General features: G+C 44.3%; 5 protein-coding genes. 3 read left to right on the forward strand and 2 right to left on the reverse strand.

Translation table 11 applies throughout. The features are described from left to right. Positions 1-319 precede the first annotated feature (319 nt). The 3 genes from HWQ41_RS23575 to HWQ41_RS23585 all read left to right on the forward strand — a co-directional run bounded on the left by HWQ41_RS23575 (position 320) and on the right by HWQ41_RS23585 (position 1176). Complete coding sequence (locus HWQ41_RS23575) at positions 320-454, forward strand: hypothetical protein (protein ID WP_292768324.1); 135 nt, start codon at positions 320-322, stop codon at positions 452-454. 126 nt (positions 455-580) lie between these two features. Next, positions 581-835, forward strand: a complete 255-nt coding sequence (locus HWQ41_RS23580) for a hypothetical protein (RefSeq protein ID WP_292768327.1) — start codon at positions 581-583, stop codon at positions 833-835. Beyond that, a complete protein-coding gene (locus tag HWQ41_RS23585) occupies positions 832-1176 on the forward strand; it encodes a type II toxin-antitoxin system RelE/ParE family toxin (protein WP_292768330.1) in 345 nt (114 codons plus the stop codon). Before HWQ41_RS23580 ends, HWQ41_RS23585 begins: the two co-directional genes overlap by 4 nt. An 18-nt stretch (positions 1177-1194) precedes the next feature. Here the strand turns inward: HWQ41_RS23585 and HWQ41_RS23590 are convergent, their stop codons facing one another. Together HWQ41_RS23590 and HWQ41_RS23595 are read right to left on the reverse strand one after the other, a co-directional pair. Beyond that, positions 1195-4773, reverse strand: a complete 3579-nt coding sequence (locus HWQ41_RS23590; RefSeq protein WP_292768332.1) for a PAS domain S-box protein — start codon at positions 4771-4773, stop codon at positions 1195-1197. A 1-nt stretch (position 4774) separates the two neighbouring features. Continuing rightward, complete coding sequence (locus HWQ41_RS23595) at positions 4775-5095, reverse strand: helix-turn-helix transcriptional regulator (protein WP_366931699.1); 321 nt, start codon at positions 5093-5095, stop codon at positions 4775-4777. Positions 5096-5488 lie beyond the last annotated feature (393 nt).

Here is a 5488-nt window from a genome sequence, read left to right on the forward strand (position 1 = left end):
ACCTCTGTGAGGGGTGGCAGCTTGCAAAAGAGACTTAACGGGAAAAGTCAGATATTTACATCAGTCAAGAAACTCAAGAATCTCTAATTAAAGCTGCTGCTTTAAAAGAAATATCTGTTGAAGAACTAGCTTCTTCTATTTTGAGGAAAAGTATTCAAGAAAAGTTTGGGCAAATTAGCTATTATTCTGAGAATCAACGTAAATTTGCCATTAATCCTCTTGTAAAAATGTAACCCTACGCTTATTTGGCAGATCCAAATGAGCCTGTTATTTATCCTGATGATTGGGAAATGAATCAGAATTTTGAAGTGAATGATTTGTGATCGTTCTTGATACTCATATTTGGGTTTGGTGGAATCACAATGATTCAAAGTTGACTCCTCCCCACCGTGAAGCAATAAATAGGGAAAGACCTCATGGTTTAGGTGTTTGCTCCATCAGCGATCGCACCTAAGCTATAGTTTTTAGTTCACAATAGCAGAATGTGGGAACTATCGCCTCTCACTTCAAGCCTTAGGCTTCAATTCTTAAGGTTTGCTAAAATAACGCATACAGGCTTGATAGCAGGAAAACTGAGTCTATGTCTATCGTTATTTCTCTTAGTCCAGAACTAGAAGCACAACTTTGCGAAAAAGCTGCACAACAAGGGCAAGATGTGAGTATTGTTGTAGCTGAATTGCTAACCCGCATTCTAGAGTGGGAGTTGCAAGACTTGGAAAAAGCTGTCGCAGGTATCCAGCGTGGTTTGGATGATTTTGAGGTAGGACGTTCCCGTTCATTTGAGGAGTTTGCTAAAGATCAACGCCGCAAGTACAATCTGTCAGTCGATTCATGACTTATCGCGTTGAAATTTCCAGTGTCGCGGAAGCAGAAGCAGATAGTGCATTCCTTCAACTGTCGCAATTGATGTCTCCTGACAGAGCAAAACAATGGTACCAAGGATTGCTCTCAGCTATCGAGTCTTTGTCGGAAATGCCTAAACGTTGTCCTCTAGCAAGGGAAAATAAGTATTTCAGCAAAGAGATTCGCCAAATTATGTATGGCAAAAGTCGTAATTCATACCGAATTATTTTCACTATTGTTGAGGATAGTGAAGTGTCCACAGTTCGCATTCTTCACATTCGACACGCCGCACAACAAACCTTAGGTGAGAATCAGGAATCTAATGAAGTCTAAAACTAGGTGGTACTAGACCTAAAATGGTCGTGAGTTAGTTTGCAGGTTGCTACAACTATACATAAGGTTAGCGATCGCTCGAAGTAATTTAGCTGGCTCCACAGGTTTGGTGATATGCTGCCCAAATCCGGCGGCAATTGCCTGTTGATAATCAACCTCACCAGCATAAGCTGTCAGAGCGATCGCGGGAATTTGCCCTCCAAGTTCTGGTAACATAGCTCTAATTTGACGCATCAGCATATAACCGTCTACTTCCGGCATTCCAATGTCGCTTAACAGCAGATTTGGCTGGAACTCAGGCATAATTCGTAGTGCTTCCAGAGCCGATGCAGCCTGGGTTACTACCGCGCCAGACTGCTCCAAAATGAAGGCAATTAACTCTCGCGTATCACGCTCATCATCCACAAGCAGAACTTTCACCCCATTTAGATCAGGTAAATCATCAGGCTGTCGATCAATTTGCTGGCTATTTAGATAAATCTTGATTAGCGGTAGCATGACTGTAAAGGTTGCTCCCTGTTCTTCGCCCAAACTTTCTGCCTGAACTGTGCCGCCATGTAGCTCTACAATGTGACGAACAATAGCTAATCCTAATCCTAGTCCGCCGAATTTCCTGGTAGTTGCACCATCAGCTTGGCGGAAGTAGTCAAATACATAGGGTAAAAAATCTGGGCTAATTCCCTTACCTGTATCACGGACTTGAAGTTGAGCCTGAGAACCAACAGATTGTAAACTGATTTCTACCTGTCCACCTTGGGGGGTAAACTTAATCGCATTGGAAAGTAGATTCCAGATAACTTGCTGCAAGCGAACTGAATCACCCGTTACTTGGGCGATGTTTGGTTCAAGGACAGTCTGAATCTGAATCGATTTGACTTCAGCAGCTAAACGTACAGTTTCTATTGCTGCGGCGATCGCAGTTTCCAGATTTACAGCAGCAATATTCAGGCTGAGTTTACCTTGCAAAATCCGAGAGACATCCAGCAAATCTTCAATTAATTGCGTCTGAAGCTTGGCATTGCGTTCAATGGTTTCAAGAGCGCGAGTGGTGGTTGCTTCATCATACTTTTTAGTTTGCAATAACTTCGACCATCCCAGGATCGGATTTAGCGGCGTGCGAAGTTCGTGGGAAAGAACTGCCAAAAATTCATCTTTGATCCGGTTAGCTTGGACTAATTGCTCTTTTTGCTGCTGTAATGAAGCCATCAACTGAGCGCGTTCCAGAGCAACCGCCACCTGATCGGAGGTTGCTTGTAATAGAGCAATTTCCCCGGAAGTGAAGTGTGTACGGGTGCGACTGGCAAAGGAGAGGACACCAAGCAGCTTTCCCTGAGCAATTAACGGTTGACCTGCATAGGCTGTGATTCCCAAAGGATGGAGGATGTCAACATTTGGATGGGTAGAGTGCAGCACATCATTGACGACAATTTGATGGCGTTCTTCGACCACTAATCCGCACATTCCTTGATTAAATTCCAGATATTCAATTGCTTGAAATACTTCATCAGTAATACCGTCCCAAGCTACTAACCGAAGTTTCTGCTTATTTTCGTGGGTATCGATTAGATAGTGGAAGTAAAAGTGCAAATCCATCTGCGCCGAGAGTTTGCTAAACAAGCTGTTCATTAAGTCCAAGGGGCGCTCGGTTGAAAGCAAATCGCTGGTTGTTTCCGAGAGCAGTTTGAGTCTTTCACTGCGCTGTTGCAAGGCTTGTTCTGCAAGCTGGCGTTCACGAAGGGCGCGTTCGCGTTCGGTGATGTCAACTGCAACCCCTCCTACCAAGCGTTGCCCAGATGCATCGGCAATGGGAAACTTATATACCAAAAATTCCCCCAGCGTGCCATCTGTGCGTGGGGCAGATTCGATCGTTTCAACGACTTGATTCGTCTCGGCAACCATTCTAATGTTATCGAGCAAAGGTTGAGCAATTTGGGCTGGGTATAGGTCAAAAATGTTTTTATTAATCGCCTTATTTGTTGCTAAATCGAATGTGCTTAGATAAGTTGGACTGAGGTAAAGTACACGTCCGTCTGTATTCGTAATCCATGCGGCGGCGGGAATATTGTCCATAAAAGCTTGAAATTGCTGTTGACTCTGACTCAGCGCTTTTTTAGCTTGTTTGAGATCACTAATATCCAGAATGAATGCGACTGAGTTCTGCCGAGATTCTCCTAACAGAGAGTAGCCAACTACAACTGGGACAATGGAACCATCTTTGCGAATGCATTCCTTCTCATAGGGAGTACAGGTTCCTTTTGCTGTGGCCTCAGCAATAGCCAGTTCATCTAAATATTCGTACTCAGGAGGCGTGATATCAGTCCAGTGTAATCTACCTGCCTGGATATCCTCCTGGGTATAGCCGACAATTCGCAAGAACTCGTCATTGGCTTCAGTGATGCTACCATTCACATCACCAAAGAGAATGCCAACTACATTCGCTTTCACAAAACTCCTGAGCCGTTCTTCACTTGCTTGGACTGCCTTCTCTGCTTGCTTGCGTTGGCTGATGTCACGGAAGAAAATGTCCAGACCATCTTCACAAGGGTAAGCGTGAATCTCCAGCCACAGGTCATACTTGGATGGGAAGTAGTAGTGATGCTCGAAGTGGACGGGAATCTGTTCGGCGATCGCCCGCCGATACTGGCGCTCTACATTCGTACCTACTGATGCAGTCCACTCTTCCCAGTGCGACTTACCAATAACCTCTGTCCGGGGTTTGCCGTTAATTCGCTCTGCTTCGGCATTTTGGTAGATGATTCGCCAGTCCCGGTCTAGAGTAATAAATGCATTACTCATGTTTTCCAGGGTGCGTGTGTTCCGCTCATTGGCTTGCTGTAATGCGGCTTTTGCTTGTTTGCGTTCGCTCAAATCAACAACGAAGCCAATGACTGTTTCTTGAATATCTCCCACAAGCACAGAACCGAGCAAAACGGGAATGCGATCGCCATCTTTACGAATGTATTCTTTCTCAAAGGGCTTACATACTCCGGTAGTTTTCAGTTCTTCCACTGAACGCTCACTCAAAAGAAGATACTCTGGTGGGGTAATATCGCGCCAGTTGATTTGGTTAGCGGCCAAATCTTCTTGCGTATAGCCGACCATCTTCAAAAAAGCATCATTGGCTTCTATGATCGAGCCGTTGTTCATATCAGTTAGGATCACCCCAATGATGTTGGATTCTGTCAGTCGGCTAAATCGCATTTCGCTATTTTGCAACAACTTCAGGCTTGTCTCTGCCTTGCGTCTAGCAGTTCGCAACTCTGAAGAGAGTGCAGTAATTAAGAAGGATACTAGTGAGAACGTGGTTAATTGTACTAAGATGCTCAGGCTGAGGAAATCGAACGAGTAGACTGGCTCGATCAAAAAATAGAGAGCAGTTGTAACAGACAAAGCGATCGCTAGCACTCCAAGTCCCATACCGCCATACCAGGCGCTGACTGCCACGGCAGCATAAAATAATGTAAATACGCTCGGATCGAAGACTGGCGACAACAGTTGCGTCAGCAGCAGCGCCGCTATAACTGCCAGAATCATCACACCATAAGCTATTAACCGAGAACGCATCATCAAAATTTTTTCGGGTACTTTCACGATCATTTTAGAAGTCCTCCCGTTGCTCCGGTTTTGGGAGATACTCATTCACTAGTCTTTTGCCTGGTTTGCCCATCTTCTGTAACATTTCTTCAATTAGCTTTAGTGCCATCTGTGAAGGCACTGTAGATCCGTTCTCCCAGCGATTGACTGTCCGCAGGGAAACTCCCAACTTGGCTGCAAACTTTTCCTGAGAGAGATCGAGTTGCTGCCGAAGTTCACGGATTAAATCTGAAATTTTTAGTGGCTTTCCTACTTCCATAATAGGAAGATTAGGACAGGTGTCTCGCCATTTGTCTCCAGCTTCAGGAAGAATTTGAACAGTCATCAGTTATTATCAATTTCATCTTTTGGCGCAATACCGATATTAGTTATCAGTCTTGATTGGTTACTGTTCACTGATTTAAGTCCACCATACTTCAGATAACTGTTCACTGTTTTAAGGTGATGCCACAAAAACTTGTTGAGACAAAAGAACTGTAGAACATAACTATAAAATAAACATTAAATTTTGTCAGGTGTGTGATGCCAAAATAGTATTATTTTAAGCGCTTTGATGATTTTCAAGCATCACGCACCGCCGAAAACTTGCCAATACTTTATACCCTACTTAATATTTTATATATAGGACTTACGCATGAGTTACGGAATAACGAACCGCAGAGGCGCAGAGAAGCCAGTGCGTTGCGGGGGTTCCCACGGCAGTCACTCATGGGGGAAA

The organism is Nostoc sp. NOS(2021) (assembly GCF_017115025.1).
Classification (GTDB): Bacteria; Cyanobacteriota; Cyanobacteriia; order Cyanobacteriales; family Nostocaceae; genus Nostoc.

Bases quoted from the DNA above. Each gene is read 5' to 3' on its own strand.
- HWQ41_RS23580 (WP_292768327.1), top strand. From the start codon at position 581: ATGTCTATCGTTATTTCTCTTAGTCCAGAACTAGAAGCACAACTTTGC.
- HWQ41_RS23585 (WP_292768330.1), top strand. From the start codon at position 832: ATGACTTATCGCGTTGAAATTTCCAGTGTCGCGGAAGCAGAAGCAGAT.
- HWQ41_RS23590 (WP_292768332.1), bottom strand. From the start codon at position 4,773: ATGATCGTGAAAGTACCCGAAAAAATTTTGATGATGCGTTCTCGGTTA.
- HWQ41_RS23595 (WP_366931699.1), bottom strand. From the start codon at position 5,095: ATGACTGTTCAAATTCTTCCTGAAGCTGGAGACAAATGGCGAGACACC.